This is a genomic window from Anaerobacillus sp. 1_MG-2023, from assembly GCF_030547345.1.
Lineage (GTDB): Bacteria > Bacillota > Bacilli > Bacillales > Guptibacillaceae > Guptibacillus > Guptibacillus hwajinpoensis_B.
Window position 1 is genome coordinate 89,379 of record NZ_JAUORD010000013.1, and the last position, 26,937, is coordinate 116,315.

Consider the following 26,937-nt stretch of genomic DNA (forward strand, 5'->3'; position numbering starts at 1 on the left):
AGAATGGAACTTTTGCTAATAGCTGTCATTGTGATAGCTGGATGGTTCATTTATAAAAAGGTAGGGCCAGGAAAAGGTGTAACATCGATCACCTCTGAAGAAGCAAAAAGGAAGTTTGGCGATCGCAACGTTCAATTTATTGATGTTCGTACACCTGGTGAATATAAAGGTCAAAAAATGAAGCAATTTAAAAATATGCCGCTCAACGAACTGAGCAAACGCACAAAGGAACTTGATTCTAATAAAGAAGTCGTCGTGATTTGTCAAAGTGGAATGAGAAGTTCAAAAGCTTGCGGAGAATTGAAGAGACAAGGATTCACGTCTGTATCAAATGTTCGTGGCGGAATGAATATGTGGAAATAGGAGGAATTAGAATGTCTGGTTATGTAAAAGATGTAACGCCAACTGAAGTGAATAACATGTTGAAGGAAAATAAATCAATTAGTATTATCGATGTTCGCGGACCAGAAGAGGTGGCAGAAGGAAAGATTCCTGGTGCTTACAATCTACCGGTTAATGAATTACAGGGAAGAATGAATGAGCTTGATAAGGATAAGGAGCATATTATTGTCTGCCGATCAGGTGGCAGAAGCAGCATGGCTTCTATGGTTCTAAAATCAAACGGGTATTCCGTGTTAAATATGACAGGCGGCATGCTTGAATGGACTGGAGAAACAGAATAACTACAGGGGGTAGACTAATGATACAAACTGATCACGTACTCGATGCAAAGGGCCTAGCGTGCCCGATGCCAATTGTGAAAACGAAGAAAATGATGAAGGATCTTGAAGCAGGAGTCGTTCTTGAAATTCTAGCAACAGATAAAGGATCAAAAGCAGATCTTAAGGCATGGGCTGACAAAGTAGGGCATCACTATCTTGGAACAATTGAAGAAGGTGACGTTTTGAAACATTATCTTCGTAAAGCTTCAGATGGTGAGACGACACTTGAGCAGAGTCATCCACATGTGATTTCAAATGCAGATCTTACAGCTAAACTCTCAGATGATGAAATGACGATCGTTGACGTAAGAGAGCCAGCAGAATATGCGTTCAGTCACCTTCCAAATGCGATTTCTTTGCCACTTGGCGATTTAGATAATCGTATGGCAGAGTTAGATAAAGGGAAGAAAATTTATGTAGTTTGTCGTACAGGTACAAGAAGCGATCTTGCGGCTCAAAAGTTAGCTGAAAATGGCTATGATGTGATCAATGTTGTACCAGGAATGTCCGAGTGGGATGGTCCTACTACATCTGATCTTTAAATGATAAAAGGGCGGGGATTTTTCCCCGCGTACAACTTAAATTTTTTTGGAATTATAAATACGGATGGGGGTATATGAAGTGGGTTTAAAACAAAAACATGCAAGTGAAGTAGCAAAAAAAGTGATTAATAAGCAAGAGCTTTTTATTCTCGATGTAAGAAATGAAGAAGCTTATGGCGATTGGAAAATCGAAGGTGAATCTGTTACGTCGATGAATGTTCCGTACTTCGATTTAATTGACGGCGTTGAAGAGATCCTGCCAAAGCTTCCAAAGGATAAAGAAATTCTAGTTGTATGTGCAAAAGAAGGTTCTTCAATCTTTGTAGGTGAAGAACTCGTTGAAGCGGGAATGGAGAATGTATCTTATCTTTCTGGCGGAATGAAGGCATGGAGTGAATATCTTGAACCTGTTAAAGTAGGCGATCTTCCGGGAGGAGCACTCTATCAATTTGTTCGCCTTGGTAAAGGGTGTCTTTCATATTTGATTGAATCAAATGGAGAGGCTGCTATAGTGGATGCGAATCGAATGATTGAGAATTACACAACCTTTGCAGAAAACAAAGGTCTTACGATTAAAGCAACATTTGATACACACCTTCACGCAGATCACATTTCTGGGGGAAAGACGTTAGCTGACCAGGTAAATGGAACGTATTACCTTCCAGAAGAAGATGCTGGTGAAGTAACATTCGAATATTCAGCACTTAAAGAAGGAACTTCAGTGTCTATTGGAAACGTAACAGTTGAACCGATCTACTCTCCAGGACACACCATCGGAAGTACGTCACTTATGATCAATGATGCTTACCTTTTAACTGGTGATATTCTATTTGTTGAATCAATTGGTCGCCCGGATTTAGCTGGCAAAGCTGAAGATTGGGTTCTTGACCTTCGCACAACACTTTATAACCGGTATAAAGTGATGGCAGGAGAATTAGTTGTTCTTCCAGCTCACTTCTCAAAAATGGCTGAACTTGATGAAACTGGAGCCGTGTCTGCAAAACTTCAGGATCTTTACCAAAAGAATGATGGTCTAAATGTGGAGAAGGAAGAAGATTTCAGAAAAATGGTAACCGAGAATCTCCCGCCACAGCCTAATGCTTATCAGGAAATTCGTGAAACAAATATGGGGAAAATTACCCCTGATGAAGAAACAAAAAGAGAAATGGAAATTGGACCAAACCGCTGTGCGGTTAACTAATAAGGAGGAATTAAAAATGGATGCACAAAAAACATTAGATACAAAAGGGCTAGCATGCCCAATGCCAATCGTAAAAACAAAAAAAGCAATGAAAGACATGGAGTCAGGTGAAGTTCTTGAAGTTCAAGCGACTGATAAAGGAGCTCAAAGTGACCTTACTGCATGGGCGAAATCAGGTGGTCATGAACTAATGAAGTCTGAAGAAACAGACGGCGTGTTCTATTTCTGGATTAAAAAAGCTTAGCAAATGATAGGAGGTACTGGATAAGTACCTCCGTTTTAATGTAAGGGGTGAACAAGATGGATTTGAGTTTTATTATAACGATTTTTGCAATTGGATTTATTGGATCTTTTATTTCAGGAATGGTTGGAATCGGTGGTTCTATTATTAAATACCCGATGCTACTTTATATCCCACCACTACTCGGTTTTGCGGCATTTAGTGCCCACGAAGTTTCAGGTATTAGTGCGGTTCAGGTATTCTTCGCAACCATTGGTGGTGTTTGGGCTTACCGTAAAGGTGGTTATCTTAATAAGCAATTGATCCTCTACATGGGGGTTAGCATTCTAATCGGTAGCTTTATCGGAGGATATGGTTCGACAATTATGTCCGAACAGGGAATCAATGTCGTCTATGGCCTGCTTGCTGCGATTGCAGCTGTCATGATGTTTATACCAAAAAAAGGCATTGATGATATACCGCTTGATCAGGTGAAATTCAATAAACTACTTTCATCAGCTCTTGCCTTTATTGTAGGTATTGGCGCTGGGATCGTTGGCGCCGCAGGAGCATTTCTTCTCGTTCCGATCATGCTCGTCGTGCTAAAGATTCCGACGCGGATGACGATTGCATCTTCTCTTGCGATCACGTTTATTTCTTCGATAGGTTCGACGGTAGGGAAATTCGCGACAGGTCAGGTTCTTTTACTTCCTGCTGCGATTATGATTGTCGCAAGCTTAATTGCTTCGCCACTTGGTGCGAATGCTGGTAAGAAAATAAATACAAAAATTCTACAGTGGGTGCTTGCTGCCCTTATTCTTGGAACGTCTATTAAGATTTGGATTGACCTTCTCTCATAATCGAAAAAAGCTGTCTCTCTCATTGCTACATGCAATTTGAGGAGACAGCTTTTTTTATACTTGTTGCTTAATTTCTAATTCTTTAATCTGATGTCCATCAACTTCACGAACTGTAAATTGATAGCCGTCTACGGTAAAGGATGTTCCTTGTTCCGGTTCAATATCATGAGTTAGGATCCAACCACCAATTGTATCCACTTCTGTATGATCAATTGATGTTCCGAGTAGCTCATTGATATCACTAATCAAGGCTTTTCCATCGACGATTGTTTGTCCATTTGAATCTTCTCGTATTGGCGCTTTTTCATCAAAATCAAATTCATCTTGAATTTCGCCAACAATTTCTTCAAGTATATCTTCAACTGTAACGAGTCCGGCCGTTCCACCATACTCATCGACGACGATCGCGATATGATTATGACTCTTTTGCATTTTCGCTAGCAGTGTCTTAATATGAGCTGTTTCAATAACGTGATTAATGGGATGGATGTATTCATTAAGTATAAGCTCTTCGCCCCATTTGTACTGTGTTAAAATTTCTTTAATGTTGACGACCCCAACGATTTTATCTTTATCCCCGTCAGCGACAGGATAACGTGTATATTTACCGTTCTTCATGATTTCAAGATTTTCTTCAGTAGTGTTGTCCAAAAATAGACAGGTCATTTCCGTTCTTGGAATCATGATTTCTCGGGCCATTCTTTCATCAAATTCAAAGATATTATTCACAAATTCCATTTCGGATTTATTAATTTCCCCACTTTTGTAGCTTTCAGATAAAATGAGTCGAAGTTCTTCTTCAGAATGGGCTTGTTCATGCTCATTCGCTGATTTAAGACCAAATAACTTTACCACGCCTCTAGCTGAACCATTTAATGCCCAAATAAACGGATACATTATACGATAGAACCAGATAAGTGGACCAGCTAGAAGTAAACTAACAGCTTCCGCTTTTTGAATTGCAAATGTCTTCGGAGCAAGCTCACCAAGAACAACGTGTAGAAAGGTTATAATCACAAAGGCGAGCGCAATCGTAACTGGTGTAGCGATTGAGTCAGGAAGGTTAATAAGCTCAAATAAAGGATGCAGAAGCTGTTCAACGGTTTCTTCACCAAGCCAACCAAGAGCTAGGGCTGTAATGGTAATACCTAATTGACATGCTGAAAGATACCCATCTAAGTTACCAAGTACCTTTTGAACGGCTTTGGCTTTCTTGTTTCCTTCACTCGCAAGTGCATCTATTCTCGTTCTTCGAATTTTTACGATCGCAAATTCAGATGCTACGAAAAATGCCGTTAATACAATTAACAATAGCACAGCAATTACTTTGATTAGTTCCAATAAGGCCCTTACAGAGTTGTAAGGGTTCACCTCCTATGTAATAGTTATTGTAACGTTATTATAACGATGTTTTCCTCTTTTGGGGTAACGTAAAACAAAAAAATTCTACCTCAATGAGAATGTTGAACGCTCCAGGTTGTAAAAAATAGATTTTGTCGTTCATAAGATGCTATGATCATTTTTGTGACCATACCTCACCAATCTCCTAATGATATCGTGAGCGTTTATGTTATAGTTTTTTCAGAATCGGGGTTAATTATGAAAAAGTCCACTAAACCCTTGATAGGGATAGGAGTATGTCTCCTAATCGTTATTATAATCACCTTTTTAATTAATCCGCCATGGTTGGCTCAAATGCGTTCATTTATTTCGCTTGATTCACTCCCTCTTCTCGCTGATTACTTTCGTTCCTTAGGAATATGGGCGCCTGTTATTAGTATTGCTTTAATGATTGCGCAAGGAATTCTCGCTCCGCTCCCATCCTTTGTCATTACAGCAGCTAACGGTCTCGCTTTTGGAATTCCACTTGGCTTCCTCGTTTCTTGGTCAGGTGGAATGGCAGCTGCTCTCGTGATGTTTTGGCTGGCAAGATGGTTTGGAGCCGCATTTGTTGAAAAAGTAACAAAGAAGAGCGACCTTCTTGAGAATGCCAATCGGTACAGTGGGAAAAATGGTTTTTTCTTAATACTCGTAGCCAGATTAGTCCCAATTGTATCGTTTGATTTTATTAGCTTTCTTGCAGGGTTAAGTCGCATTTCATTTCGATCGTTTGTGTTAGCTACTGCGCTAGGTCAAATTCCTGGAACCATTCTATACACAATTGTAGGTCATGATTTAGCAAATTTAGAAAAGTACCAAACGCGGTTTATATGGGCAAGTGCGATCATCATTGTTCTGCTTATATTCGGGAAAATGAGGTCGAATCGAAAAAACTAAGCCGCTCGGTATAAACCTTAGCGGTGCATATTACTTTCTTGTCAGCCTCACGGACTTTATGATGTAGATAAGTAACTAAATCAATGGGAGCGATGAAAAGTGGCAAAAATCATAGTGATTTATCAAGAACCGAAAGATGTAGATGAGTTTAAGAACTATTATGAGAACAATCATATGGCTCTTGTAAAGGATGTTCCGAACGTTATGAATGCTGAAGTTAACTATGTGACGGCAGCAATGAATACAGATGAAAACTACTTCTTAACAGCTACTATTGAATTTAGTTCAAAAGAGCAATTAGAAGAAGCAATGCAATCACCGGCGTGGGCAAAAGTATCAGAAGATGGACAAAACATGATGAAATTCTTAAATGAACCACCATTATTACTTTTAACAGAATAGCAATGGAAAGAGCACTTGAATCCTATTTCGAGTGCTTTTTTGTTTAAGTTTTTTTATAAGAGGTAATGAGTTGGTAGGGATGACCAAAGCTAAAGGAGGAGTTTGTTATTATGAAAGCACTATTTCTAAATTGTTCTCTTAAAACGAGTAAAACGACTTCTAACACGGATGCACTTTATCAAGAGGCCGAAGCGATTTTTAAAGAAGAGGGAATTGAATCTGAAAGCATTCGTTTAAGCGATTATAAGATCGCATATGGGATTTCGGAAGATGAAGGTCATGGTGATGAATGGCCGGCTATTTTTGAAAAAGTAAAAGAAGCGGATATTATCATACTAGGTACTCCTCTCTGGCTAGGTGAAAAGAGTAGTGTCGCTACGCTTGCAATCGAGCGATTATATGGGGGAAGCGGATTAACAAATGAGAAAGGGCAGTCGTTATACTACAATAAAGTAGGCGGCGTCGTGATTACAGGAAACGAAGATGGTGCTAAGCATGCAGCGGCTTCTGTGCTATACGGGTTTTCTCATATTGGCATTACCGTTCCTCCAAACGTAGATGCTTACTGGGTTGGAGAAGCCGGACCAGGCGCTTCTTATATCGAAGCTAATGGTCAAAAGAATGACTTTTCTACCGGTCATGCGAAAACGATGGCGTATAACTTAATTCATTTTGCACGAATCTTTAATGAAAATCCTATTCCTGCAAAAGGGAACACGATGGAATAATTCAATGAGCTAAGCCTCTTCCAGTAGGAAGGGGCTTTTTTTAACGCATGGTAAGGATTGTTGAAAGACGGCTCATTCGACACCTCAATAAGATGATCTGGTTACGAATTGGAAAACGAGAACGCAATTCACCCGCCCGCCCAGAGTCACATATGTTATTAAACGACCAAATACGGGGGGATCTCAGTGGATGAACTGATTTTGTTTCTGATTCTTTTCATTCTTCTTGTCATTATTTTACTTGCTGTAGCAGGCATTATTTAAGCGTGACAAATAAGTAGAAATGATAATTCTATCTAACTATGGACACCAGCCTAATCCTTCTTTTTCTTACGACATATAGTATTAGTAACCTTCCAGGAAAGGGGGTTTTCTAATGAGTGGTGGAAAAGAGCAAGGGCATGGCGGAGGCTACGGTAAAGGCTTTGCGTTGATCGTAGTATTGTTTATTCTTTTGATTATCGTTGGAGCTGCGGCAGTTGGTGGAGCTAACTACGGCGGTCAGTGTGGTGGTTACGGAAAAGGTGGCTACGGCGGTTACGGCGGAGGATATGGCTACTAAACCTTTCTTGTTAAATTAGCATGAAGGGAGGGATACGCATGAGTTACGGTTATGGTCAAGGTTTCGCGCTAATCGTTGTATTGTTCATTCTTTTGATTATCGTTGGCGCAGTATGGGCTTACTAAAATAAGCAAAGCACCCGATTCGGGTGCTTTTTCTTATGGAGCATTATTGAAAGACAATTGTTTTGTTGCCATGAACAATAACGCGCTTTTCAAGGTGCCATTTCACTGCGCGATAGAGGACGATGCGTTCAATGTCTTTGCCATGTCTTTTCAAATCGCTCACATTATAACGGTGAGTAATACGAGTGATGTCCTGTTCGATGATTGGACCTTCATCAAGCTTTGCATTCACATAATGGGCTGTTGCCCCGATAATCTTGACGCCTCGATCAAAAGCCTGTTGATAAGGGTGACCACCGATAAAGGCTGGTAGGAATGAATGATGAATATTAATGATGTCGTTGTGATAAAGGTTAATAATTTCTTCAGGTATGATTTGCATGTACCTTGCAAGAATAACCGTATCGATCTGTTGCTCTTCAAGTAAATGAAGATGTTCAGCTGTTGCTTGTGCTTTCGAATCTTTTGTCACTGGAACATGATAAAAGGGGATCCCAGCGCTTTCTGTTAATTCTTTAAAGTCTAGATGATTACTAATAACCATTCCGATTTCTGCATGTAGCTCCCCCAATTGCCATCTCCATATCAACTCTTGAAGACAGTGATCTTCTTTCGTAGCAAAAATAGCGAGACGAGTTTTTTTAGAAGAAGCCGTTATGGACCACTCCATTTGAAATGGAGCTGCCGTTTCTTCAAAAGCCCTTTTAAGTTCTCCTAATTGTTCGTTTAATTGAGGGTAGCTAAATTCGATGCGCATAAAAAAGTGTCCCAAAACAGGATCGGTTGAATGCTGGTCAGAGTGAATAATATTTGCCCCATTTGTGAATAAAAATGTTGAGACAGCTGAGACAATTCCTTCTCTATCTGGGCAAGATATTAATAAAATACCTTTATCTAAATTTCCCTTCATCATTAGCCTCCATTTATCTAGTAAATATTTTCAATAATACATTATTTCAAGGTAAAGCGCAAAAGGATTTTATGGTCTGAGATCTTTCTGTGAACGGACTATTTAAGTTCTATCTTGTTTACCATTGTAATGATGAGAAAAATCATCATGGAGCAATAAGAGGAAATAATAAAAATAAGTAGCATTACTTATAAAAACTTATATAAAATCGAAAACGCTTAATAAATATTGATTTATTACTTACGAAAACTTATAATGTAAGTGCATGGAAATGAGGTGTAGGAAGTGTATCAAGAAGAAAGAATGCTAGCGATTTTAGATCATCTAAAAAAACACGGAAGAATATCCGTAGATCAAATTTGCGAGTTATTTCAAGTGTCAAGAGACACGGCGAGACGTGATCTTGTGAAGCTTGAAGAAGAAGAAGCCGTTACGAGGACAAGAGGTGGAGCCGTACTTCCTCAGCTTCGTCATGAGATCCAGTCTTATCATGATCGCTTAAAAGTTGTGTCAAAGGAAAAACAGCGAATAGGCAAAATGGCCGCAGGCTATGTTAACGCAGGTGACGTCGTTATTCTTGATGCATCCACAACCGTTCAGTCATGCGCTGAATTTCTAATTGAAAAACAAGCAACAGTGATTACAAATTCCATTCATCAAGCAGATATTCTATCGAGCGGAAGTCATATTGATATTCATCTTCTTGGAGGCAAACTCGAGAAAGATCATCGTTTCCTATATGGTTCAGCTGTAGTCGAAAAGGTGGCGACCTACAATGCAGATATTGCTTTTATAGGAGTCATAGGAATATCAGAGCAGGGATTAACCATTGCTCATGAAGAAGATGGAATGGTGAAAAGAAAGATGATTCAACAATCTCAGTATGTTATCGCTCTTGCTGATAATTCAAAATTCTATCGTTCTGAGTTTTTTACTTTTGCTCATCTTGAAGATATTGATCTTATTATTACGGATCAAATTCCTGAAGAGAAAGTGCAGGAAATGCTAAGGCGACATCAGGTTAAGCTCGTTGTTGCAGAGACTTAAGTTTCTACAATGACGTCATATAAAGAGAGCTTATGATTTTCTAAAGAATGGACCGGCGTAACCAATTGGGCGTGACGGTCCGTTTTTTTGTGTCTTAAAAGGGTAACTACTAGTATGAAGAGGTTCATCTAATATTAAGCATATTTATTGGTCAACAATTTTTCATCTGATAAGATAAACTGTAATGATGATCTTTACATTAAAGGAGCGGAAAGAATATGAAGTTAAGCGTACTTGATCAATCACCTGTATCAAGAGGCAATACGCCAACAGAAGCACTTAGAGAAACAACAGTACTTGCACAAGAAGTTGAGAAGTTAGGCTTTCATCGATTCTGGGTTTCAGAACACCATAGTACGAAGAGTCTGGCTGGGTCTAGTCCTGAAGTCCTAATCTCACATCTGGCAGCGAACACAAAGCGTATGAGGATTGGCTCTGGTGGGGTGCTGTTACCACATTATAGTCCATACAAAGTAGCGGAAAACTTCCGTATGCTTGAAACGTTAAATCCCAATCGTATTGATCTTGGACTTGGACGCGCTCCAGGGGGGATGCCGAATGTTACAAAAGCTCTCGCTGGGGGAAACAGTATGGGGATTGATAACTATTTAGAGCAGGTGAACGAACTAGCTGCCTATTTAAAAGGGGAAGACCCTGAGAGAATGAACGTACGAGCAACACCGCTTGGAAGTACGGCACCTGAGATGTGGTTGTTAGGATCAAGTGGGGCAAGTGGAATGATGGCAGCGCAGCGCGGACTTGCGTTTACCTTTGCACATTTCATTAATGGATATGGTGGAACGAATGTGGTTGACAAATATCGTTCTCGTTTTGTACCATCTGAATTTAACGAGACACCGAAAACAAATGTAGCTATATTTGTCATTTGTGGTGAAACAGAAGAAGAAGCAGAATATTTGGCATCTAGTTTGGATTTATCGATCTTATTAATCGAACAAGGAAAGTCAGGTGACGGATTTCCATCCCCTGATGAAGCGCGTAGCTTTCCATATACAGTGTTTGATAAAGAACGGATTCGGGAAAACAGAAAAAGAATGATCGTAGGTAGTCCGACCCAGGTAAAAAAACAAATTGAAGAATTAGCAAATGCTTATCAAACAGATGAAGTGATCATTAATACGATTACACACGATTTTCAATCTCGACTGAAGTCTTATAAACTCATTGCAGATGCATTTCAAATAGATGAGAAACCCTCTTCTTGACAAAATGAACTGTAATAATTAGAATTACACTATACCTTGACTCAGTTGGAACACAAACTAGTCTTCCAAATAAGGAGGTAAATGATGATGAATCAATTACATCAACAAACTCAATATCAAAAAGGTGATTGGGTAAAAGGAAAGTCAGTCCATGATGAACTAATTCATGGATATGTTGAATCTGTAAATAACTATCTTGGAACGATTAAAGTATTTGTTCTAGAATGTGATAATCCTGAAACTGTAGGAAAAGTAATCGAAACTTTCCAGAATCGTATTTCCCAGCTGGAGGAACCAAATTTTGAACAGGATGAATCCTTCTTGTTAAATCTTATTGAAGTTTCTTTAATTACGAAAGATAAACAATGGTTTATGGAACTTTCTGCACAACTTAAGCAGCTTCGACATGAGTCGGAGGAAGCAGTTACCTGTTAAAATTTTCTTGCCAGCTACAAAAGAAGTACGATAGGATGGAAGTGGAAGAAAGTGTTGGGAGGCGCTGCAATTGAATAGTGATTTTACTCTCGCCGTACACAGTCTGGCTTTGCTCGCAATTAAGCCAGGGCAGATGGCAACTAGTGATTATCTTGCCGGAAGTGCTTCTGTCCATCCCGTTCGTATGAGAAAAATTCTTAGTTTACTCAAGAAAAACGGTTATATCGTTTCAAAAGAGGGTGCTGGAGGTGGGTTTACTTTATCTTGTCGTGTAGAAGATGTCACGCTTGATAAGATTTATAACCTTACTTCTATTGGTACTCTCCAACCAAGGTGTCCTGATTCGAATCAGTATTGTCTTGTGGGAGCGAATTTATCAAATGTACTGGGCGATATTTTCACAGATGCTGAGAATCATTTAACAGCATTCTTGAAACAATATACGATTCGTGATATTATTCAAAGCCTAAAACAAAAACAATTATAAGTAATTGTTTTTGTTTTATATCTTAACTGTAACAAAAAATGTTCCAATAAAATTATTGGGGGTGAGCAGACATGAGTACAGGTCTGGTGGTAAGAAATGAAGGAAGCAAGCTTAATATGAAAGATTGGAATCGATTAGAAAGATCCGGTCGGCTAATTAAGAGAAACAACGGAAGATTTTTGATAAAGCCAGAACATACAAATCGCGATGTATACATTATTAAAAGTGGTAGTATTGCCATTTATCATGCGGATAACATGGATGAGTCTCTAGCAGTTCTTGGGCCAAATGATGTTTTGGGCAATCGCTCCATTTTTATACATCAAAACTTGTATGCTAAAACAATAACTAATGTTGAGCTCATTCAACTTGATCAAACGTCCTATCGTGCTTTGTATCTGGCTTACCCTGAATTAGCAATTAAACTAACAACGGAGCTTTCAAGATTAAAATTAATCATTGATTTTCCTGAACGCACAGCAACTTCTTTTGTGAAGCAGGTTAAAAATGGATTTCAGAATTTGATTAATAAAAATACTAGCAAAAAGGGAAGATACTGCCACAATTGCTAATGATTTTTTGTTTTCTAACTGTAATGATATATGTTACATTATAGTATAGGTGAGATGGGTTATTAGACCATCAATAGAGAATTTTTATGGATAGAAAAAGGAGAGAAATAAACGATGTCTGTTAGTGTACAAGAGAACAATCGTGTTCTAGATGTTATGAAAGATCGTCATTCTGTAAGAAAATTTGAGAAAGGAATCGAAATTCCTGAGGAAGTTATGAATGAGATTTTAAATGCTACGATTGAAGCTCCGTCTTCTTGGAACCTTCAACATTGGAAGTTCCTTGTTATTGAAAGTGATGAGCAAAAAGAAAAGCTACTTCCAATTGCTTTTAATCAGCAGCAAATCGTAGATAGCTCTGCTACTATTGTTATTCTAGGGGACCTTGAAGCTAATCTACATGCTGAAGAAATTTATGGCCAGGCAGTTGAATTAGGATTCATGGAAAATGCTATAAAAGAAACGCTTGTTAGCCAAATCAATGGCGCTTACGAAAGAGAAGGCTTTGCTTTAAGCGAAGCAATCAAGAATAGCTCATTGGCTGCAATGCAATTGATGCTTGCTGCAAAAGCAAAAGACTATGACACAGTGGCAATGGGTGGTTTTAATCCAGTTGCCCTTGTAGAAGAGTTTAACATTCCTTCACGTTATGTACCAACAATGCTTATTTCTGTTGGTAAAGCAGCTGTTGAAGCGCATGGAACAGCTCGCTTCCCACTTGAGCGTGTTGTCGTGAAAGAAAGCTTCTAATCTTAAATCATGTTAAAGGAAGGGCACTGTCCCTTCCTTTTTTCTGTCTTAACATAGTCTTGTTAGCCAAACGCAATAGTCTCACTGCACATATTTTTCATAGTGTTCTAGCGAGCGTGTATTTGAGAAATAATGAAACGTCGGAATGATTTTCATTCCGTTTTCTGATTTAACGATAAGACAAGGTATACTAAGGAGAGATCGTAAGGGGGAATATAATGGGACTAAAAGCAAATACGGAGAAAAAAATGAATTGGCGAGGAATATCAAAATTAATTCGTGATACAAATCCTTCAAAGCCTCTTGTAGCACTTGCTATTGCATTGAGTATGATTGGAACCGTAGCTGGATTAATCGTGCCATTTTTTACGAAAAATCTAGTTGATCAGCTCTCAGGTAGCTCGCTTTCTTCGGGAGTTATTACATTATTAATTGCTGCCTTTGTTGTTCAGGCGATCTTCTCTGGTTTATCTATGTACCTCCTGTTGTATATAGGGGAAACAGTGGTAGCTCGGTTGAGAGAGCGTTTAATGAAGAAAGTCCTTTCTCTTCAAATATCTTATTTTGACAGCAATAGGGTTGGGGATACGACGAGTCGTATTGTGAATGATACTGGAGTAATAAAAGATCTTGTCTCGAATCATTTAATTAGTTTGTTGACGAGTACGCTGTCGATTGTCGGTTCGATTGGGATATTACTATACCTTGATTGGAAATTAACAGCCATTTTACTTGCGGTTGTCCCTATTATGATGATTGGGATTCGTTTTATTGGAAAGCGAATGTATAAAGTATCAAAGGGATTGCAGGAAGAAACGGCTAAGTTTACAGCAACAATCACACAAGTATTATCAGAAGTTCGTCTTGTGAAATTCTCGATGGCTGAGAATGTGGAAGAAGAGAATGGGAAAAATGGCATTAAAAATGTCTTCTCATATAGCATGAAGGAAGCGAAAATCTATGCACTTCTTATGCCTCTTATGACGTTATTGTTAATGGGGGTTCTCGTAGTCATTGTTGGCTACGGTGGCGTTCGTGTATCAACAGGAGAACTATCAGCTGGAGAGCTTGTCGCTTTTCTTTTATACCTTTTTCAAATCATTATTCCATTCAGCTCAATGGCGAGGTTCTTAACAGCAATCCAAAAAGCAATGGGTGCAACAGAACGTCTGCAATTTTTACTTGATCATGATAGTGAAGAACGACTTAGCGGAGATGAAGTTGAAGATCCAGCAAAGTTGCTTTCATTTCATAACGTTGAATTTTCCTATGGGAAAGAACTTGTGTTGAAAAAGGCTTCCTTTGAAGTACCACCCGGTAAAATCACTGCAATAGTTGGTCCTAGTGGTAGCGGTAAAACGACTACATTTTCATTAATTGAACGATTTTATCAACCTCAAAAAGGTGAAATCGCACTTGGCGGAAAAAATATTCATGACTTTTCACTTGTCTCATGGCGGAAGCAAATTGGCTATGTCTCTCAGGAAAGTCCGCTCATAGCAGGAACCATTAAAGAGAATATTGTCTATGGGCTAGAAGAAGATATTTCGGATGAGAAAATTGAAGAGGCAGCAAAGCAAGCTTATGCCTTGCCTTTCATTCAAGATCTTCCAAACGGTTTTGAGACAGAAATTGGCGAAAGAGGAATCAAGCTTTCTGGTGGGCAGCGGCAGCGGATTGCAATTGCAAGAGCGATTGTTCGAAATCCATACATTCTCTTGTTGGATGAAGCTACATCTAGTCTTGATAGTACGTCAGAAGTTCAGGTTCAACGTGCGTTGAACAATTTAATGAAGGGACGTACGACGATTGTTATTGCTCATCGTCTTTCGACCGTTGTTCATGCCGATCAAATCTTAGTTATGGAAAACGGTATTGTATCAGATCAGGGCACACATGAAGAGCTATATATGACAAGCCGTCTTTATAAAGAGCTTGCTCAGCAACAGTTTCAAATTGAAGAAAGTTTATAATAAAAGGTGTCGGGAGCTCCCGACACCTTTTATTAGTATTAATTAGATACACCCGTTGAATGGGCTTCTCTCTTTTCTTCCTTCACTTTCTCCAGGAAGCGTTTTGTCTCAGCGACAACAACTCCTGAAAGACCGAGAAGTCCAATCAAGTTTGGTAGTGCCATTAAACCATTGAAAATATCAGCTAGAAGCCAAACAACGTTTAGTTTTAATGTTGTTCCGACAAAAACAGCCAATACGAAAACGAGACGATAATATTTAATCGATGCGTCTCCAAAAAGATAAGAGAAGCATTTTTCGCCATAGTAGGACCATCCGAGAACAGTTGAATAAGCAAATAAAATAAGTCCAATTGTAACGATAAGTGCTCCAGGAACACCCAGGAATTTCTCGAACGTCGCTGTCGTTAAGGCTGCTCCGTTCAAATCTCCACCATAGAGATCACCCATAACGAGCGCGATTCCAGTGATGGAACAGACAACAATCGTATCAATGAACACCTGTGTCATAGAGACAAGTGCTTGACGTCCTGGGTAATCGGTTTTAGCGGCAGCCGCCGCAATTGGCGCAGAGCCAAGTCCAGCTTCATTCGAAAATACCCCACGTGCAACACCATAACGGATTACGGCACCAATGGCACCACCAGCAGCAGCTTCACCTGTAAAAGCGTCTGAGAAGATAAGGGAAACAGCTGCAGGAACAAGACTAAGATTCATAAAGATCACGACTAATCCACCAATAACATAAAATAAGGCCATAACTGGAACAAAGTAAGCCGTCACTTTACCGATGCTTTTAATTCCACCGAGAATAACCATTCCAGTAAAGAACATTAGGACAAGTCCAGTAATCCACGGAGCGACCCCGAAAGTAGCGACAGCGTCTGCTACTGAGTTGGACTGTACCATATTTCCGATTCCAAAAGCTGCGAAAGCACCAAAAAAGGCAAAAATCATCCCAAGCCACTTCATATTAAGTCCTTTATCAAGGTAGTACATCGGCCCACCGGACATTTCACCATTTGAATTCACCGAACGGTACTTAACAGCAAGGATTGCCTCAGCATATTTCGTTGCCATTCCAAAGAGAGCACTGATCCACATCCAGAGAACGGCACCAGGTCCACCAACAAATACAGCCGTTGCGACACCGGCAATGTTTCCTGTTCCGATCGTAGCGGCAAGTGCCGTCATCAAAGCCTGGAAGTGAGAGATATCCCCTTCTGCGTTTTTATCTTGTTTCTTTGAGAAGGCTTGCTTCAACGCATATGGAAGCATGGTAAACTGGAGAAACCCAAGGCGAATAGTGAGGTAAATACCCGTTCCCACAAGTAGGACGAGCAGAGGCCACCCCCATACAAATCCACTAATGTTATTTAATGCTGCTTCCAATAAGAACTCCTCCTTTATGTATCTTAATACTAAATATTCTAACAAATTACCGCAATTACCTTTCAAATACAAAATAATTTTTTTAGGATGCTGTCGAATAATGATACAAACAAGGTTTTTACATCATCTTTGAAGCACTCTAATGGATGGAAATAAGAATATTTTGTATGGTAGATAAAGTAGAGGAGGATGCTAGATGAAGTATTTTGATTTCACAAATAAAGTGGCCGTCGTTACAGGTGGAGGCAGAGGCATTGGCAAAACAATTGCACGTGCTCTATCCGAAGCGGGAGCTACTGTCGCCATTGTTGGTAGAACAAAACAAGTTCTTGAAGATACAGCAAAAGAAATAAGTAAGGAAACAAATAGATCAGTCGTTGCATTTGTAGGAGATGTCACGAATGAGGAAAGCATTCAGCAAATCATAAGTGACATTCATGAAAGCATAGGGACAATTAACATTCTCGTTAATAATGCTGGGAAAACTGTTCGAAAAACAATTGAAGATCTTGAAGCGGATGAATGGGACGATGTGATGGAAACGAACGTGAAATCAGTATATATGATGACTAGAGCAGTTCTCCCTGATTTAAAAGAAGGCGAAGGATCTAGGATTATTAACATTGCATCGATGGCAAGTGAAGTTGGACTTCCTTTTTCCACCCCATATGGTCCAAGTAAAGCGGCTGTAGTGCAATTAACAAAACAGTTATCCCAGGAACTCTCCCCACTCGGGATCACTGTTAATGCGATAAGTCCTGGCTTTATTAAAACGCCGTTTAACGAAAAAGCATTAGAGAATCCTATTCTTCTTAATAAAATCAAGGGAAGTAATCCGATGCATCGAGTTGGTCGGTTAGATGAATTGATTCCAGCCTTTTTATCTCTTGCATCACCGTATGCGAGCTATACGACCGGACAAAATATTGTTATTGATGGCGGAACGACTTCACATGCTTTCTAAAAAGCAACTTGAAAGAACAACGATTCCCATTTATAATAAATGTAACCTGAAAAGTAAAAGGGGCAAATTTTATGTTATCGGTGATTCTTAACTAACGTAATTTTATAGATGGATTGGCTTTTAAAGTAGCATGTATTCTATGCTTATTTAAATATGCCTTCTGTCAATTTAGTTAAGAACACAGAAAAGCTCAAGAATGACAACAACCATTCCAGCTGCGCTCTGTGCGCAGCTTTTTGTATGCTTTTTAAGCATGGGGGAATGGGGTCGTCTACCCCTTTATAGAAGAGCTACGAATGAACCTGTGTTCATTCGTAGCTCTTTTTTTGTTGGAAAGGAAGTGACATGTATGTTAATTGAATGGAAGTTTTACTTAAGATGCGCGAACATATATGAATCGAGGAGGAAGAACATTGAACCAACAAACTATGGTAACACTTGAATTTGATAAAATTCGAAGCGAAGTAGCTCACTATGCCCTTTCAGAAGAAGCAAAAAGTGAGATCCTGAAAATGAAGCCGTTGCATGATAAAGAGGTTGTGCAAAATCGATTAAATGAAACGACAGAGGCGAAAGAAATTATTAAGAAAAGCTCAAGCGTCCCTCTTCATGGACTTCATGGCATTATCCAGGTGATGAAACAATTAAACAAAGGTGTTCCTTTACGGGCAGATCAGCTGATAACTGTGCTGGATTTAATCGAAAGCGGCCGGAAACTGAAGCAGTTTATGACGGGGAAAGAATGGCTGGCCCCTACAATTTCAACTTATATCTATTCTCTTTATGAGATTACGGATCTTGAAGAAGAATTGAAACGAGCAATCAGAAATGGTGAAATTAATGATGCAGCGAGTAAGGAACTTGGGAGAATTAGAAAGAAAATAACCGTTTATGAAGAACGGGTGAAAGAAAAACTGAATCATCTTCTGCGTTCATCTTCGAAACGAAAAGCACTGCAGGATACGATTATCAGCGATCGAAATGGCCACTATGTTGTCGCTGTGAAGAAAGAATATCGGAAACAAATAAAAGGAACCGTTCATGACCAATCATCAAGCGGTTCGACTGTTTATATTGAACCTGAAGAAGTTCGGAAAGTTCAAATGGAATTAAATGAAGTAAAGGCAGATGAATACTTGGAGGAACAACGAATTCTAAGCAGACTAACAGGAGAGGTGGAGCGATATGCGCAAGAGATTTCAATCAATATTGAAACAATGACACACTACGATTATATTTTTGCAAAAGCGAAATATAGTGTAGCGATTGAGGGCAATCAAGTTAAGCTATCAAGTGAGCCAATACTTGAGTTACAAAATGGTCGTCATCCTTTGTTAGCAAAAAACCCTGTTCCGCTAACCCTTGAACTTGGGAAAGATTATAAAGGTTTAGTGATTACTGGACCAAATACAGGTGGAAAAACCGTAGCCATTAAAACAGTAGGTCTTCTTGCGATGATGGTTCAATGTGGCTTACACATTCCGGCTGATGAGTCTTCTGTGTTTGGCATGTTTGGGACCATTCTCGTCGATATTGGAGATGGCCAGAGTATTGAACAATCGCTAAGTACTTTCTCTTCAAGAATGTCGAATATCATTACTATTTTGCAAGATGCTGGGCCTGATGCTCTTGTCATTCTAGATGAACTAGGTTCAGGTACAGACCCTGGTGAAGGGATGGGCATTGCCGTATCCATTTTAGAACAATTGAATCGCCTTGGAGCAACAATTCTTTCCACGACCCACTATAGTGAGATGAAGAATTTTGCATCTACTCATCCTGATTTCGAAAATGGGTCCATGGAGTTTGATCCTGAATCATTGCGACCAACCTTTAAGCTTTGCATAGGCATACCAGGTGAAAGTCAAGCATTTGCAATTGCGCTCAGGCTTGGCATGCATCCGAAGATTATTGAGCGTGCTCATGAAATTACGTATCAGGAGAAGGTAACTTACAATAAGGAAACTGATAAAAAGTACCATTGGCACTATGAACAACAGCTCCAAAGTAAAAAAGTTGAAAAACCTCGCAGCCAACAGAAGGTACAGGTCGAAAAGCACTTCGATCAGTATGAAATTGGTGACAGCGTAGCGATACCTTCTATGAAAGAAAAGGGCATCGTTTATAAACCTATTGATGAGTTCGGGAATGTGATTGTCATGGTAGATGGTAAGAAAGAGACCATTCATGTAAAGCGCTTAAAACTACTCTTGCCTGCTAGCGAGCTTTATCCGGAGAATTATGATTTTGATATCCTATTTGAAACTGTTGAGAACAGAAAGAAAAAGAAATTGATGAATCGCAAACATGTAGATGGGTTGAGAATTGATTATGAAGAGTAGTGGAAAGCGTAGAAAAAATTCTAGTTTGGAATCATTCTATAAGTAACGTTATCTTAATCCACTTAAAAGAAGGGAGGAAAGGAGGTAATAGAGAAGAATCTTTTATAGCAACGATAATGAGGAGGTATGAACATGAATTTAGGAGCTTTTTCTGTAAGTTTAAATGTAAAGGATATCCAAGCCTCAAAGCATTTTTACGAAAAATTAGGTTTTCAGTCGTTTGGAGGAGATATCTCTCAAAATTGGCTCATTATGAAGAATGGCAGTACGGTCATTGGCCTGTTTCAAGGGATGTTTGACAAAAATATTCTAACGTTTAATCCAGGTTGGGATGAGAACGCTGAAAATCTTGAAGTGTTTACAGATATTCGAACACTTCAAAAGCAGCTAAAAGAAAACGGAGTGAATTTTCTTTCTGAAGCGGATGAATCAAGCGAAGGGCCAACGAGTTTTACAATAGAAGACCCTGATGGCAATCCCATTCTTGTTGATCAGCATAGATGAGATCGAGAAGCGATTGTATCAGCTACTAAAGATTTCTTTGATTGCATGAAAGAAATCTGAAGGTGAACAGGGGAAACTATTTTATTATCAGTGAAAAGTGAATTGAATGTAAGTGGGGTCTATTTCCTGAAAAACAATTTCTCTGCGTAAAATTCCTTCCTAAAGGGTAATGCATCTAATAGAACATTCTGCTCAGGCAGAAAAGATGGCAAAGTGGAGGATGAGAGAGATGCAAAAAATGAACAGAGGAATTTTAACAGCAGTTTCCTCAATTGCGATTGCTCAGGGTTTGAAGATCCTAACTCATAAGATGTTAAAAGGAGAATGGGATGTGAAGCAAGTTGCGACAACCGGTGGAATGCCTAGTTCGCATTCAGCTGGTGTTGCAGCCCTTACTTCTTACATTGCATCAAATAAAGGATCTCGTCATACAGAAACAGCTCTCGCTACTATTTTCGGTGTGATTGTTATGTACGATGCTCAGGGGGTTAGGCGTCATACAGGAGAAATTGCTGCTCTAGTAAACGATCTAGAGGATAATTTAGCGACGATCTCTGGAGATTACCCTAGCATGGAATTTGTGGAAAGGGAAAAAGAGTTGAAAGAGCTCCTTGGACATCAACCTGTTGAGGTCCTCGGTGGAGCCATACTTGGGGCAGCTTTAGGCTTTCTTTCAGCTAAATATGAGAATAAGTAGTAGAGAGAGGAAATCATAGGCGCTTCGCCTATGATTTTTTTCGTAAATTGGCAGATCGCGGAAATAATCACAAAATCGCGGATATCTTTCAGTTATCGCGGAAAAAAACGATTTTTCGCGGAAATATCCTAAGTATCGCGGAATTAATAGCTTTCTACAGGATTCATCGGATCACCAGCACATTACATAAACAGATTTCTTTCTTTTGGAGAATGGTTTTGAAATAATAATGAATGCAAACAGGTTAGAGGAGGAAATAAATTGACACAAACAACCAAAACAACTGAAGCGTTATTTAGAACGTTCAATAGTGAAAAATTATCTTTAGAAAATCGCACAGTTATGGCGCCAATGACTAGAGGGTTTTCACCAGGAAATGTACCAGGTGAAGATGTGGCAGCTTATTATCGACGTAGAGCAGAAAATGGCGTGGGGCTAATAGTAACAGAAGGAACTGGGATTAACCATCCTTCATCGGTTTCAGGTGCGAGCATTCCTGTCTTTCATGGTGAAGAAGCACTAGCAGGCTGGGGAAATGTTGTGAAAGAAGTTCATGAAGCAGGCGGTAAAATTGCACCTCAGCTTTGGCATGTTGGGATGACTCGAAAAATGGGCGAACTGCCAAACGAAGAAGCACAACCAGTTGGTCCTTCAGGTCTAGCTCTATCTGGTGAGAAGGTAAACGAGCCTTTGACAACAGAAGAAGTGGAACAGCTAGTTGAAGCCTATGCAGATGCAGCAGCAGATGCGAAGCGACTTGGTTTTGATGCGATTGAACTTCACGGAGCACATGGTTATTTGATCGACCAATTTTTCTATGAGCAGACAAATAAACGGACTGACCGCTATGGCGGCGATCTTGTAGGGAGAACTCAATTTGCTGTAGAAATTATCGAATCCTGCCGTCGTAAAGTGGGGCCAGACTTCCCGATTATTTTCCGTTTTTCTCAATGGAAAATGAACGATTTTAAAGCGAAGCTTGCGACTACATCTGAGGAATTAGAACAGTTCCTAACACCGCTCGTTGAAGCTGGAGTAGATATCTTCCACTGCTCAACACGTCGTTTCTGGGAGCCTGAATTTGAAGGTTCCGAATTGAATCTAGCTGGTTGGACGAAGAAACTAACTGGTAAACCGGTTATTTCAGTAGGCTCAGTCGGACTAGATGGAGAATTTACAAGCTTTGCTGGAGCAAATACGACAAGTCTTGATGGTTTGATTGAAAAGCTTGATAGTGAAGAGTTTGATCTTGTAGCAATTGGTCGCTCGTTATTAATGGACCCTGAATGGGTAAGCAAAGTACGTGATGGCCGCGCAGATGATTTATTACCATTTGATAAAGAAGCTCTCCAAAAATTATACTAAATAAGAGAAGTGGTCATAATTTGACTGCTTATAATAAAACCAAGTATTTCTCTAGAAAGAGGGATACTTGGTTTTATTCATAATACATAAATAATGTTCTATTATTTTCCATAAAATGCTAAGATAGGTGTAAAATCTGTAAGTAAGAATGAATAAAAAATAACCATTATGGAAGTGAAACGGCAGATGCAATCTTTATTAGCGAACTTTTCCATCTTATTATTTATGCACCTATGCATCCAAAGCGCATACTATCTCGCTTTTCAGAAGCGGTGGCCCAGTCAGGTTGTCGCTGTCGCCCACATATTCATTGTGGCAATCGGTATTATTTGCCTTTATATGTTGCCGGTATCGTTAGACGGGTATCTATATGATTTACGAACCATTCCAATGGTGATACTAGTTCTGTACCATGGGTATCAATATGGCATACCCGTGCTTATAATGATTACACTAGCTCGCTTCGCCTTTCCAGGTGACTTTATTTACTTGGAGATCTTTTTCACCTTATTAATCCCAACAGTAGTAACAATGCTAGTGCGACAGAAGCTTTTTCGAAACCTCACATATTTGAAGCTGTTTTTTTATTTTGTTGGCATCTGGTTTATTTCAGATGCGATCGTTGGCTATATTATTTCAGAAGATATCACGCTCTATTCTTATTTAATGCGATTTATCTCCTTTCAGCTATCTGCCCTAATTATGTATTTCTTTATTCAAATGAGCACTAATAATCTTGAGATGAGCAAGCAGCTTCGCTTTTATGCTGAACACGACTCTCTGACCGGACTACTTAATCTGAGAAGTTTTCTAAAGAAAGCGAAAGCTCATGAGACTCATTTGATAAAAATGGTAGCCATGCTTGATCTAGATTTTTTTAAGCAAGTTAATGATAAATATGGTCATCTTAACGGGGATCGCGTCTTGGCTGATTTTGCCATGTTCCTTTCAGATCAAGGCGATAATTGGCTCGTTGCACGATACGGAGGAGAAGAGTTTATTGTGATGCTTGAAGCATCAACGAAAGAGGAGGCATATCATCGGATGAAGGATTTGCAGCACAATTTAAGTAAGCAGCGATTTATGACCGAGATGGGAGACGAAATAAAGAATGTTTCTGTTTCAATCGGATTGGCTGAACTTGATCTTGAAAAACCGTTAATGGCATCCGTTGAACAAGCAGACAAGTCTCTTTACAGAGCGAAGAAAAATGGTCGAAACGAAGTATGCTTTTAGCATTTTGCACATTCGTTGGTTTAAAAAGGTGAATTTGCGGAATATAACAAGTGTTAAGGTTTTTAAAGGAGGACGAATTGTCATGAAAGTACTCGTTATTGGAGCAAACGGACAAGTAGGAACACATTTAATTACAAAATTAGCAGAACGCGGTCACGAACCAGTTGGTATGATTCGCGATACAGACCAAGTTAAGGCGATTGAAGATGCAGGAGGTAAAACGGTGCTTGGCGATCTTGAAAAAGATTTCTCACAAGCGCTGTACGGCTGTGAAGCGGTTATCTTCGCTGCAGGTTCAGGACCGCATACTGGCGCAGATAAAACGATTATGATTGACCAGGAAGGTGCGATTAAAGCAGTTGATGAAGCGAAGCAACAAGGAATTAAACGCTTTGTCATGCTAAGTACTGTTGGATCTGATTATCCTGAAAAAGGTCCAGATAATATGAAGCCATATTTACATGCGAAGAAACGTGCCGATGAGCACTTGAAAGCAACGAACTTAACTTATACTATTCTTCGTCCAGGTCGTCTATCAAATGAGCCTGGAACAGGACAAATCAGAGCAGCTGAAACGCTTGAAGATAAATCTGGTGAAATACCACGTGAAGATGTAGCTGCTGTACTTACTGAAGCCTTGGAGAACAAGCATACGTTTAACCGAACATTTGAAGTTTTGAACGGCGATCAATCGATAAGTGATGCCATTGGTCAATTGTAAGAGCAGTTATTTAGAGAGACTTAACTTATGTTAAGTCTCTCTTTTACGTTGGAGAAAGTTACTAATTGAATTTCTTAATGGGCTATAGTAAAAATTGAATAGTGACTATTTCCCCAAATTTAAAGGTGGGAATTGCGCTTCAAGCTTACAAATGATAATGTGGTAAAGGTCAGTGCATGAAAGCGTTAACACAAAGGAGTAGAGAGAGAATGAACATCTTAGATTGGCTAGAGAAAATTAATGGAGTTCTTTGGGGAGCACCAAGCCTAATTTTATTATTTGGGACAGGTGTCTTTCTCACATTTATTCTGAAAGGACTGCAGTTTCGAAAGCTGGGATATGCTTTCAAATTAGCATTCTCAAAAGAAAAAGAAGAGGATAGCAGTGCTGAAGGTGACGTTAGTAACTATAAAGCTCTGATGACAGCACTAGCTGCCACGATAGGAAATGGTAATATTGCAGGAGTTGCTACAGCGATTACAATTGGGGGTCCAGGTGCGATTTTCTGGATGTGGATTGTAGGTCTTGTTGGAATGGCAACGAAGTATGGAGAAGCTTTGCTTGCGATGAAATATCGTGTGAAGAATGATAACGGAGAGTATGCCGGAGGGCCGATGTATTATGTCGAAAAGGGACTGGGGTCTAAATGGAAGTGGCTCGCTATCTCGTTCGCTTTATTTGGAGCGATTGCCTCACTCGGAATCGGGAATAGCGTACAATCAAATACAATCGCAAGTGTTGTTGATGAAAGCTTCCAAATTGATGGTTGGATAACTGGGGTTGTCCTTGCTGCACTTACTTCGCTTATCATCTTTGGTGGTGTAAAGCGAATTAGTTCTGTTGCAGGTTTCTTTGTTCCGATTATGGCGGTTCTCTACGTAGTTGGTGCACTCATTATTATTGTCATTAACATAGATGCCGTTATCCCAGCTATGAAGCTGATTTTTACATATGCCTTTTCACCTATATCGGCGGTAGGAGGATTTTCGGGTGTTATCGTAATGGAAGCTGTAAAATCAGGGGTTTCCAAAGGAATTTTCTCGAACGAAGCAGGACTTGGTACGGCTGCCCTTATTGCTGGTAATGCGAAAGCCGATCATCCAGTGAAACAGGCTCTCGTAGCCATGACCGGTACATTTATTGTAACGATCATTGTTTGTACAATGACAGCTCTTGTGCTCCTTATTACAGGATTTTGGGACCCAACAGGAGGAGACCTTTCGGGAATCGTGCATGATCCGAATTTAGAAGCGGGTGCTTTGACAACGGCTGCATTCGGTTCAAGTTTAGGTTTGATTGGGGAATATATTGTGACATTCTCTGTCATTTTCTTTGGGTTCTCGACCATTCTTGGTTGGTATGTATATGGTTATAAATGCTTTGAATACCTTGTTGGTACGAAAGTAACGATTTATTATGGAGCAGTATATGTTTTGGCATGCTTTGTTGGTACGGTTGCGAATCTAACTACTGTTTGGGCTTTTGCGGATATGGCAAATGCTCTGATGATGATTCCAAACTTAATTGCGTTATTATTACTTTATAAAGTCATTCGAAGCGAAACAGATGATTATTTTAATCGTTATCTTGTAGAATCTCAAATGAAAAAAGCGAGTTAATCATTTGAGGTATAGAGACATTTTCTTCTTTAAATGAAAGAAAAGCGCAGCTGGAAAACATCCAGCCGCGCTTTTCTTATTTTTCAGGAGTTATTTTTTTAGATGGAGCTGATTCGTTACCAAATATATTTACAGAAGTTACATAGTATGAGGAGGTTGAAGCATCGGGATCTGAGAAGCTCTTACGTTCAAGGTTAGAAATGCTCTCAATTTGCTTATAAACACCGTATGCGTCAGCTTTGTAAATGCGGTATCCTACAACATTTTCGTCGCGCACAGCATGCCATGATAAGAAGTTCCCATTAACGCTAAGGTTTGTTGGAGCATCTGGAACTTCGTTAGGATCTGCTTCTTCCTTCTCTTTACTCGGATCTTTCTTTAACTCTGTAGAAACAACAAGTCTCTCCTCATGTGTTCCTTTTGAGCGATTAAATGTACCAACACACGTAATAAGATTCAACGTGCGTGAATCAGTTGGTCCGAATATTTTTTCGATAGGGGAATCGTTGTAAGGGTATCGTTCTTTACCAGTGACAACGAACGTCATTTTTTCCCCCTCTTTATCAGTCAAAATGATTTCGTCACCTTTTGAAAGCTTTTCAAGATAAAAGAAAATGGCCGGTCCTGTTTTACTATCGACGTGCCCGGCTAAGACAGCATTTCCTTTTGTTCCTGGTTTAAAGCCAGGTTCAAACCAACCAACTTTGTTGATGTCTTCAGGAACACCCATTTGTCCATTTTCTAATATGCCGACATTTTCAACGGGAGCTTTAACATCAATTGCAGGAATTTCTACTTGTACAGGCGCCATTCCCTCTTGAACGTTTTGGGATTCTTTGGCTTCTTCGATTTTATTCTTCTGATCATCTAGAAGAAGAAATTCGTCTGATAGCACATCAGGTTTCTCTATCTCTTCTACCTCTAACTCAGCGTTCGTTTGTTCTTGTTCAACGGCTGTATTCGTTACGGGTTCAGCATAGTTGTTGTACCCTGCGAGAACGAGCCAAATAATCGCACCAACTACGAGCAATAAGACTTTTTTCACGTTCTTCACCTCTT

The 26,937-nt window shown here is 39.5% G+C and carries 29 protein-coding genes and 1 pseudogene; 26 read left to right on the top strand and 4 right to left on the bottom strand.

From position 1 onward, the window contains the following. Positions 1-3 precede the first annotated feature (3 nt). The 6 genes from Q4550_RS18880 (at position 4) to Q4550_RS18905 (ending at position 3,545) form a co-directional block, all read left to right on the top strand. Positions 4-363: a rhodanese-like domain-containing protein gene (locus tag Q4550_RS18880; RefSeq protein ID WP_303535239.1), complete on the top strand. Its 360-nt coding sequence runs from the start codon at positions 4-6 to the stop codon at positions 361-363. Positions 364-374: 11 nt separating this feature from the next. Beyond that, positions 375-683 (top strand): rhodanese-like domain-containing protein, encoded by a 309-nt coding sequence (locus Q4550_RS18885; protein WP_283153646.1) that lies wholly within the window; start codon positions 375-377, stop codon positions 681-683. Between the two features lie 17 nt (positions 684-700). Continuing rightward, the gene (locus Q4550_RS18890; protein ID WP_303535241.1) at positions 701-1,264 is read left to right on the top strand and encodes a sulfurtransferase TusA family protein; all 564 of its coding nucleotides are present in this window, start codon (positions 701-703) and stop codon (positions 1,262-1,264) included. 79 nt (positions 1,265-1,343) lie between these two features. Continuing rightward, entirely contained in the window at positions 1,344-2,465 is a 1,122-nt protein-coding gene (locus Q4550_RS18895) for an MBL fold metallo-hydrolase (protein WP_303535242.1), read from the top strand. Between the two features lie 16 nt (positions 2,466-2,481). Continuing rightward, positions 2,482-2,709: a sulfurtransferase TusA family protein gene (locus Q4550_RS18900; protein WP_194218836.1), complete on the top strand. Its 228-nt coding sequence runs from the start codon at positions 2,482-2,484 to the stop codon at positions 2,707-2,709. Positions 2,710-2,765: 56 nt separating this feature from the next. Beyond that, complete coding sequence (locus tag Q4550_RS18905; protein ID WP_283153649.1) at positions 2,766-3,545, top strand: sulfite exporter TauE/SafE family protein; 780 nt, start codon at positions 2,766-2,768, stop codon at positions 3,543-3,545. Between the two features lie 54 nt (positions 3,546-3,599). Here Q4550_RS18905 and Q4550_RS18910 read toward each other — a convergent pair whose 3' ends face one another. Next, positions 3,600-4,886, bottom strand: a complete 1,287-nt coding sequence (locus tag Q4550_RS18910) for a hemolysin family protein (protein WP_303535243.1) — start codon at positions 4,884-4,886, stop codon at positions 3,600-3,602. A 354-nt stretch (positions 4,887-5,240) separates the two neighbouring features. Between Q4550_RS18910 and Q4550_RS18915 the strand changes: the two genes are divergently transcribed. The 5 genes and pseudogenes from Q4550_RS18915 (at position 5,241) to Q4550_RS18935 (ending at position 7,639) form a co-directional block, all read left to right on the top strand. Continuing rightward, positions 5,241-5,822, top strand: a complete 582-nt coding sequence (locus tag Q4550_RS18915; protein ID WP_283153650.1) for a TVP38/TMEM64 family protein — start codon at positions 5,241-5,243, stop codon at positions 5,820-5,822. 99 nt (positions 5,823-5,921) lie between these two features. Continuing rightward, positions 5,922-6,224: an EthD family reductase gene (locus tag Q4550_RS18920; protein ID WP_283153651.1), complete on the top strand. Its 303-nt coding sequence runs from the start codon at positions 5,922-5,924 to the stop codon at positions 6,222-6,224. A 110-nt stretch (positions 6,225-6,334) separates the two neighbouring features. Beyond that, positions 6,335-6,952 (top strand): flavodoxin family protein, encoded by a 618-nt coding sequence (locus tag Q4550_RS18925; protein ID WP_283153652.1) that lies wholly within the window; start codon positions 6,335-6,337, stop codon positions 6,950-6,952. Between the two features lie 376 nt (positions 6,953-7,328). After that, a pseudogene (locus tag Q4550_RS18930) lies at positions 7,329-7,433 on the top strand (YjcZ family sporulation protein); the annotation flags it as partial. A 119-nt stretch (positions 7,434-7,552) separates the two neighbouring features. Next, positions 7,553-7,639, top strand: coding sequence for a YjcZ family sporulation protein (locus tag Q4550_RS18935; RefSeq protein WP_136948892.1), 87 nt, complete (start codon positions 7,553-7,555; stop codon positions 7,637-7,639). Positions 7,640-7,682: 43 nt separating this feature from the next. Here Q4550_RS18935 and purU read toward each other — a convergent pair whose 3' ends face one another. Then, positions 7,683-8,549, bottom strand: a complete 867-nt coding sequence (gene purU / locus Q4550_RS18940) for a formyltetrahydrofolate deformylase (RefSeq protein WP_428845873.1) — start codon at positions 8,547-8,549, stop codon at positions 7,683-7,685. 285 nt (positions 8,550-8,834) lie between these two features. On the opposite strand from purU, the gene Q4550_RS18945 reads away from it, so the two are divergent. The 7 genes from Q4550_RS18945 to Q4550_RS18975 all read left to right on the top strand — a co-directional run bounded on the left by Q4550_RS18945 (position 8,835) and on the right by Q4550_RS18975 (position 15,039). Further along, the gene (locus Q4550_RS18945) at positions 8,835-9,596 is read left to right on the top strand and encodes a DeoR/GlpR family DNA-binding transcription regulator (RefSeq protein WP_283153654.1); all 762 of its coding nucleotides are present in this window, start codon (positions 8,835-8,837) and stop codon (positions 9,594-9,596) included. A gap of 218 nt (positions 9,597-9,814) precedes the next feature. Continuing rightward, positions 9,815-10,822 carry an LLM class flavin-dependent oxidoreductase gene (locus Q4550_RS18950; RefSeq protein ID WP_194218845.1) on the top strand — a complete coding sequence of 336 codons (1,008 nt, stop codon included), beginning with the start codon at positions 9,815-9,817 and terminating at the stop codon, positions 10,820-10,822. An 84-nt stretch (positions 10,823-10,906) separates the two neighbouring features. Further along, positions 10,907-11,257 carry an IDEAL domain-containing protein gene (locus Q4550_RS18955; RefSeq protein WP_303535247.1) on the top strand — a complete coding sequence of 117 codons (351 nt, stop codon included), beginning with the start codon at positions 10,907-10,909 and terminating at the stop codon, positions 11,255-11,257. 70 nt (positions 11,258-11,327) lie between these two features. After that, the gene (locus tag Q4550_RS18960; RefSeq protein WP_194218847.1) at positions 11,328-11,744 is read left to right on the top strand and encodes an RrF2 family transcriptional regulator; all 417 of its coding nucleotides are present in this window, start codon (positions 11,328-11,330) and stop codon (positions 11,742-11,744) included. Positions 11,745-11,815: 71 nt separating this feature from the next. Beyond that, positions 11,816-12,316 carry a Crp/Fnr family transcriptional regulator gene (locus Q4550_RS18965; protein WP_283153656.1) on the top strand — a complete coding sequence of 167 codons (501 nt, stop codon included), beginning with the start codon at positions 11,816-11,818 and terminating at the stop codon, positions 12,314-12,316. Positions 12,317-12,430: 114 nt separating this feature from the next. After that, complete coding sequence (locus Q4550_RS18970) at positions 12,431-13,066, top strand: nitroreductase family protein (RefSeq protein ID WP_194218849.1); 636 nt, start codon at positions 12,431-12,433, stop codon at positions 13,064-13,066. A gap of 218 nt (positions 13,067-13,284) precedes the next feature. Then, on the top strand, positions 13,285-15,039 hold the full coding sequence (locus Q4550_RS18975) for an ABC transporter ATP-binding protein (RefSeq protein ID WP_283153657.1): 1,755 nt from the start codon (positions 13,285-13,287) through the stop codon (positions 15,037-15,039). Positions 15,040-15,077: 38 nt separating this feature from the next. Here the strand turns inward: Q4550_RS18975 and Q4550_RS18980 are convergent, their stop codons facing one another. Then, complete coding sequence (locus Q4550_RS18980; protein ID WP_483298572.1) at positions 15,078-16,448, bottom strand: alanine/glycine:cation symporter family protein; 1,371 nt, start codon at positions 16,446-16,448, stop codon at positions 15,078-15,080. A 178-nt stretch (positions 16,449-16,626) separates the two neighbouring features. Here Q4550_RS18980 and Q4550_RS18985 point away from each other — a divergent pair, with 178 nt between their 5' ends. The 8 genes from Q4550_RS18985 (at position 16,627) to Q4550_RS19020 (ending at position 25,878) form a co-directional block, all read left to right on the top strand. Next, complete coding sequence (locus Q4550_RS18985) at positions 16,627-17,394, top strand: SDR family NAD(P)-dependent oxidoreductase (protein WP_303535249.1); 768 nt, start codon at positions 16,627-16,629, stop codon at positions 17,392-17,394. Between the two features lie 413 nt (positions 17,395-17,807). Further along, positions 17,808-19,736 carry an endonuclease MutS2 gene (locus Q4550_RS18990; protein ID WP_303535250.1) on the top strand — a complete coding sequence of 643 codons (1,929 nt, stop codon included), beginning with the start codon at positions 17,808-17,810 and terminating at the stop codon, positions 19,734-19,736. Between the two features lie 132 nt (positions 19,737-19,868). After that, positions 19,869-20,240 (top strand): VOC family protein, encoded by a 372-nt coding sequence (locus Q4550_RS18995; RefSeq protein WP_303535251.1) that lies wholly within the window; start codon positions 19,869-19,871, stop codon positions 20,238-20,240. A 229-nt stretch (positions 20,241-20,469) separates the two neighbouring features. Further along, on the top strand, positions 20,470-20,937 hold the full coding sequence (locus Q4550_RS19000; RefSeq protein ID WP_303535252.1) for a divergent PAP2 family protein: 468 nt from the start codon (positions 20,470-20,472) through the stop codon (positions 20,935-20,937). A 261-nt stretch (positions 20,938-21,198) separates the two neighbouring features. Next, a complete protein-coding gene (locus Q4550_RS19005; RefSeq protein WP_303535253.1) occupies positions 21,199-22,302 on the top strand; it encodes an NADH:flavin oxidoreductase in 1,104 nt (367 codons plus the stop codon). A 186-nt stretch (positions 22,303-22,488) separates the two neighbouring features. Continuing rightward, entirely contained in the window at positions 22,489-23,538 is a 1,050-nt protein-coding gene (locus tag Q4550_RS19010) for a GGDEF domain-containing protein (RefSeq protein ID WP_303535254.1), read from the top strand. Between the two features lie 82 nt (positions 23,539-23,620). Further along, positions 23,621-24,259, top strand: a complete 639-nt coding sequence (locus Q4550_RS19015) for an SDR family oxidoreductase (RefSeq protein ID WP_303535255.1) — start codon at positions 23,621-23,623, stop codon at positions 24,257-24,259. Between the two features lie 209 nt (positions 24,260-24,468). Continuing rightward, complete coding sequence (locus tag Q4550_RS19020) at positions 24,469-25,878, top strand: alanine/glycine:cation symporter family protein (protein ID WP_303535256.1); 1,410 nt, start codon at positions 24,469-24,471, stop codon at positions 25,876-25,878. Between the two features lie 76 nt (positions 25,879-25,954). Here Q4550_RS19020 and Q4550_RS19025 read toward each other — a convergent pair whose 3' ends face one another. Next, on the bottom strand, positions 25,955-26,923 hold the full coding sequence (locus Q4550_RS19025) for a class F sortase (RefSeq protein WP_303535257.1): 969 nt from the start codon (positions 26,921-26,923) through the stop codon (positions 25,955-25,957). Positions 26,924-26,937: the final 14 nt, after the last annotated feature.

Excerpts from the sequence above, each read along its gene's own strand:
- Q4550_RS18925 (WP_283153652.1), top strand. The coding sequence starts at position 6,335 with ATGAAAGCACTATTTCTAAATTGTTCTCTTAAAACGAGTAAAACGACT.
- Q4550_RS19015 (WP_303535255.1), top strand. The coding sequence starts at position 23,621 with ATGAAAGTACTCGTTATTGGAGCAAACGGACAAGTAGGAACACATTTA.
- Q4550_RS18950 (WP_194218845.1), top strand. The coding sequence starts at position 9,815 with ATGAAGTTAAGCGTACTTGATCAATCACCTGTATCAAGAGGCAATACG.
- purU (WP_428845873.1), bottom strand. The coding sequence starts at position 8,549 with ATGAAGGGAAATTTAGATAAAGGTATTTTATTAATATCTTGCCCAGAT.
- Q4550_RS19020 (WP_303535256.1), top strand. The coding sequence starts at position 24,469 with ATGAACATCTTAGATTGGCTAGAGAAAATTAATGGAGTTCTTTGGGGA.
- Q4550_RS18890 (WP_303535241.1), top strand. The coding sequence starts at position 701 with ATGATACAAACTGATCACGTACTCGATGCAAAGGGCCTAGCGTGCCCG.
- Q4550_RS18965 (WP_283153656.1), top strand. The coding sequence starts at position 11,816 with ATGAGTACAGGTCTGGTGGTAAGAAATGAAGGAAGCAAGCTTAATATG.
- Q4550_RS18915 (WP_283153650.1), top strand. The coding sequence starts at position 5,241 with ATGCGTTCATTTATTTCGCTTGATTCACTCCCTCTTCTCGCTGATTAC.
- Q4550_RS18970 (WP_194218849.1), top strand. The coding sequence starts at position 12,431 with ATGTCTGTTAGTGTACAAGAGAACAATCGTGTTCTAGATGTTATGAAA.
- Q4550_RS18905 (WP_283153649.1), top strand. The coding sequence starts at position 2,766 with ATGGATTTGAGTTTTATTATAACGATTTTTGCAATTGGATTTATTGGA.
- Q4550_RS19010 (WP_303535254.1), top strand. The coding sequence starts at position 22,489 with ATGCAATCTTTATTAGCGAACTTTTCCATCTTATTATTTATGCACCTA.
- Q4550_RS18955 (WP_303535247.1), top strand. The coding sequence starts at position 10,907 with ATGATGAATCAATTACATCAACAAACTCAATATCAAAAAGGTGATTGG.
- Q4550_RS18975 (WP_283153657.1), top strand. The coding sequence starts at position 13,285 with ATGGGACTAAAAGCAAATACGGAGAAAAAAATGAATTGGCGAGGAATA.
- Q4550_RS19000 (WP_303535252.1), top strand. The coding sequence starts at position 20,470 with ATGCAAAAAATGAACAGAGGAATTTTAACAGCAGTTTCCTCAATTGCG.
- Q4550_RS18995 (WP_303535251.1), top strand. The coding sequence starts at position 19,869 with ATGAATTTAGGAGCTTTTTCTGTAAGTTTAAATGTAAAGGATATCCAA.
- Q4550_RS18985 (WP_303535249.1), top strand. The coding sequence starts at position 16,627 with ATGAAGTATTTTGATTTCACAAATAAAGTGGCCGTCGTTACAGGTGGA.
- Q4550_RS18880 (WP_303535239.1), top strand. The coding sequence starts at position 4 with ATGGAACTTTTGCTAATAGCTGTCATTGTGATAGCTGGATGGTTCATT.
- Q4550_RS18900 (WP_194218836.1), top strand. The coding sequence starts at position 2,482 with ATGGATGCACAAAAAACATTAGATACAAAAGGGCTAGCATGCCCAATG.
- Q4550_RS18935 (WP_136948892.1), top strand. The coding sequence starts at position 7,553 with ATGAGTTACGGTTATGGTCAAGGTTTCGCGCTAATCGTTGTATTGTTC.
- Q4550_RS18885 (WP_283153646.1), top strand. The coding sequence starts at position 375 with ATGTCTGGTTATGTAAAAGATGTAACGCCAACTGAAGTGAATAACATG.